Annotated in this window: 4 protein-coding genes and 1 pseudogene; 2 read left to right on the top strand and 3 right to left on the bottom strand. The window is 76.6% G+C overall.

Features of this window, described 5'->3' with window-relative positions; genetic code table 11:
• A pseudogene (locus ACFUEL_RS37270) lies at positions 1–336 on the top strand (TIGR03086 family protein); the annotation flags it as partial.
• Positions 337–367: 31 nt separating this feature from the next.
• Here ACFUEL_RS37270 and ACFUEL_RS37265 read toward each other — a convergent pair.
• Both ACFUEL_RS37265 and ACFUEL_RS37260 read right to left on the bottom strand, forming a co-directional pair.
• Positions 368–616, bottom strand: coding sequence for a hypothetical protein (locus ACFUEL_RS37265; protein ID WP_380242271.1), 249 nt, complete (start codon positions 614–616; stop codon positions 368–370).
• Between the two features lie 332 nt (positions 617–948).
• On the bottom strand, positions 949–1,416 hold the full coding sequence (locus ACFUEL_RS37260) for a winged helix-turn-helix transcriptional regulator (RefSeq protein ID WP_380242269.1): 468 nt from the start codon (positions 1,414–1,416) through the stop codon (positions 949–951).
• 109 nt (positions 1,417–1,525) lie between these two features.
• On the opposite strand from ACFUEL_RS37260, the gene ACFUEL_RS37255 reads away from it, so the two are divergent.
• Positions 1,526–2,458: an NAD(P)H-binding protein gene (locus ACFUEL_RS37255; RefSeq protein ID WP_380242267.1), complete on the top strand. Its 933-nt coding sequence runs from the start codon at positions 1,526–1,528 to the stop codon at positions 2,456–2,458.
• 25 nt (positions 2,459–2,483) lie between these two features.
• On the opposite strand, the gene ACFUEL_RS37250 is transcribed toward ACFUEL_RS37255, so the two are convergent.
• Positions 2,484–3,335 (bottom strand): helix-turn-helix transcriptional regulator, encoded by an 852-nt coding sequence (locus tag ACFUEL_RS37250; protein WP_380242265.1) that lies wholly within the window; start codon positions 3,333–3,335, stop codon positions 2,484–2,486.
• Positions 3,336–3,348: the final 13 nt, after the last annotated feature.

The following is a 3,348-nucleotide window of genomic DNA, read 5'->3' as shown; positions in this document are numbered from 1 at the left end:
GCCGAGGAGGGCGTGCTGGAGCGCCGCTTCCACCTCCCCGAGGTCCGCGACGGCGGTCCGTTCCCCGCGCCGCAGGCCATCTCCTTCCACTTCCTGGACTACCTCGTCCACGCCTGGGACGTCGCGGTCTCGATCGGCGTCCGGCCCGCCTTCGACGCCGACCTGGTCGCCGCCGTCCTGCCGATCGCCGCCCTCGTCCCCACCGGCCCCGCCCGCGGGGCACCGGGCGCCGCCTTCGCCCCGGTGCTGGACGCCCCGCCCGGCGCCGACCCGCTGGAGCAGGTGCTGCGCCTGCTCGGCCGGGACCCGGACTGGAGCGCCCCGCCCGCGGCCTGAGCCCCGCCCGCGGCCTGAGCCCCGACCGGGCTCAGACGAGCCGCGTCCGGGCGAACAGCTCCAGGTGGCCGCAGAGCGGGCAGCGGAAGGCGTCGATCTGCACCCGGGCCCGGCCGAAGCGCCTGGCCCCGCCCAGCGGCCCGTGCTCGACCGGCCCCGGTATCCACCGGGCGTCGCCCTGGCTGTCGCGGCCGTCGTCCTCGATGAAGCCCTGGTCGAGTCCGGTGTGCCCGCAGTGGGTGCACCGGATCGGGGTCGGCTGGGGGTTCGGAGTGGTCACGGCCGGAGTATAGATCGTGGTCGAAGCCGTTCGGGCGGGCTTTCGACCAGTCGTCAGGACGCCTGCGGCACAGGGGACTTCCGGACGGGGGAGGGCGGCGCCAGGGCCCGGCCCGCGACCGAGGGCGGCGGCCCGCCCGCCCCGACCGTGTACCACCCGCCCCGGCTCCGGCCGGCCCGAGCCGGTGATCGACCGGGCCGGGGGTGGAACACGTGAGCTTCGGCCGCATCGAGTGGGCCGAGACCGCCGCCGCCCGGATGCCGCGGCCGATGCGCGCCTCCGCGGGGCCGGGCCGGTCATCGCCCCCTGGCGCTCCGCACCCCGGACGAGCCCTACCCGCCCGTCCCCGTTCCCGTTCCCGTCCCCGTCCGGGGCCGCGCCGCCGGGCCGGTGCCGCCGTCCGTCCGCGCGGCCTTCGCCTCGGCGTGGGCCGCCCGCGCCGCCAGCACCTCGGGGACCCGCGACTCGGCCCAGCGGGCCAGCGCCCAGACCTGCCGGGCGGCCTCCTCGCCGAGCGGGGTCAGTGTGTAGTCGACGCGCGGCGGGATGACGGCGTGCGCCTCGCGGTGCACCAGGCCGTCCTGCTCCAGGGTCTGCAGGGTCTGGGAGAGCATTTTCTCGCTCACCCCGCCCACCGCGCGGCGCAGTTCGCTGAACCGGTGGGTGCCGTCCAGCAGGACGGCCAGCACCAGCACCGCCCAGCGGCTGGTGACGTGCTCCAGGATGCCGCGCGAGGCGCAGCACTCCGAGTTGACGTCCACCGGGAGTCCGCCGGTCAGTTCCTTCACCCTGAGGTTCATGGAAGTAGCTTACTCGAAAGTGGGTACTTCCGATTCGATAGTGACTTTCCTACGGTGGGTGCGACAGCCGTCGTACCACCCTTCGCCCCGCCCCAGGAGTTGCATCCCCATGAGCATCGTCGTCACCGGCGCCACCGGACAGCTCGGCCGCCTCGTCATCGACGAACTGCTGGCCCGCGTCCCGGCCTCCGAGGTCGCCGCCGCCGTCCGCGACGAGCACAAGGCCGCCGACCTGGCCGCCCGCGGCGTCGAACTGCGGCCCGCCGACTACGACCGGCCCGAGACCCTGGCCGCGGCGATCCGCCCCGGCGACACCGTGCTGCTGGTCTCCGGCAACGAGGTCGGCCGCCGGGTCGCCCAGCACGCCGCCGTGATCGAGGCCGCGCGGGCCGCCGGGGCCGCCCGCCTGGTCTACACCGGGGTGCTCGGCGGTCCGGACGCCGGCTTCCGGCTCGCCGACGACCACAAGGCCACCGAGCAGTCGGTGCTCGACTCCGACCTGCCGTACACCTTCCTGCGCAACGGCTGGTACACCGAGAACTACACCGCGCTGCTCCCGGTCCAGTTGGAGCACGGCGTGGTCGGCAGCACCGCGGGCGGCCGGATCGGCTCCGCCACCCGCGCCGACTACGCCGCCGCGGCCGCCGTCGTGCTGACCGGCGAGGGCCACGAGAACCGCGCCTACGAGCTCAGCGGCGACACGGCCTGGACGCTCGAGGAGTACGCCGCCGAACTCTCCCGGCAGAGCGGCCGGGAGGTCGCCCACCACGAACTGCCCGCCGAGGCCCACCTCGGGGTGCTCGCCGGTGCGGGCCTGCCGCCGCAGCTCGCCGGGATCCTGGTGGACGTGGACGTCTCCGGCACCGCCCGCGGCCTGCTGGCCGGCGGCAGCGGCGAGCTGGCCCGGCTGATCGGCCGCCCGACCACGCCGCTGGCGGACACCGTCGCGCAGGCGCTCGCCGCGACCGCGAGCACGACCGCGAGCACGACCGCGGACACGGACGCGAACGCGGGCGCGAGCACGGACGCGAACGCGGGCTGAACCCGGTCGGGCGCGGGCGCCAGGGCTACTCGGTGGTCCGGGCGCCCGCGGCCTCCCGGTCCCGGGCGCCGTCCGCGTCCAGGGCCGCGAGCAGGCGCAGCCCGTCCTCGGCGGGGCTGCCGGGGGCCGCGGTGAGCACCAGCAGCTCGGTGCCCGACCCGTCCGGCAGCGCGAAGTTCTCGTGGTGCAGTTCGAGCAGCCCGACCAGCGGGTGGCGGTACGTCTTGCGCCCGTGGGCGCGGGCCCGCACGTCCGCGCGCGCCCACAGGCGGCGGAAGCGCTCGCTGCCCATCGCCAACTCGCCGATCAGCGAGGTCAGTCGGGGGTCGTCCGGGTACTTCCCGGCGGCCAGCCGCAGGTGGCCGACCACGTCGAGGGTGCAGGTCTCCCAGCCCGCGTACAGGCCGTGCGCGCCCTCCTCCAGGAACAGGTGCCGGGCGATGTTCAGGCCCGCGATCTCCGGGCGGCCGTAGAGCAGCCCGGCGAGGCGGTTGCCGGCCAGGACGTCCAGCCGGTGGCCCACGACCAGCGCGGGCGCGTCGGCGACCAGGCCCAGCACCCGCAGCAGCTCCGGCCGGACCCGCCCGCTCGGGGCCTTCGCCCGGCGCCGGGGTTGCCGGGCCAGCCGGTGCAGGTGGCCCCGCTCGGTCCCGTCCAGGCCCAGCACCCGGGCCAGCGCGTCCAGCACCTGCTCGGAGGGCTGGGTGGCGCGCCCCTGCTCCAGGCGCACGTAGTAGTCCACGCTCACCCCCGACAGGTGCGCGACCTCCTCGCGCCGCAGCCCCGCCACCCGGCGGCGGCCGTCGACGGGGATGCCGGCCGTCGCCGGGTCGACCCGGGCGCGCCGGGTCCGCAGGAAGCCCGCGAGATCGTCCATGCCCCCGAGTATC

This window comes from Kitasatospora sp. NPDC057198 (assembly GCF_042670125.1).
GTDB lineage: Bacteria > Actinomycetota > Actinomycetes > Streptomycetales > Streptomycetaceae > Kitasatospora.
This window is presented reverse-complemented; position numbering and strand designations above follow the sequence as displayed.

What these genes read in the sequence shown, in the direction of transcription:
- ACFUEL_RS37260 (WP_380242269.1), bottom strand. Translation starts at nt 1,416, where the DNA reads ATGAACCTCAGGGTGAAGGAACTGACCGGCGGACTCCCGGTGGACGTC.
- ACFUEL_RS37255 (WP_380242267.1), top strand. Translation starts at nt 1,526, where the DNA reads ATGAGCATCGTCGTCACCGGCGCCACCGGACAGCTCGGCCGCCTCGTC.
- ACFUEL_RS37250 (WP_380242265.1), bottom strand. Translation starts at nt 3,335, where the DNA reads ATGGACGATCTCGCGGGCTTCCTGCGGACCCGGCGCGCCCGGGTCGAC.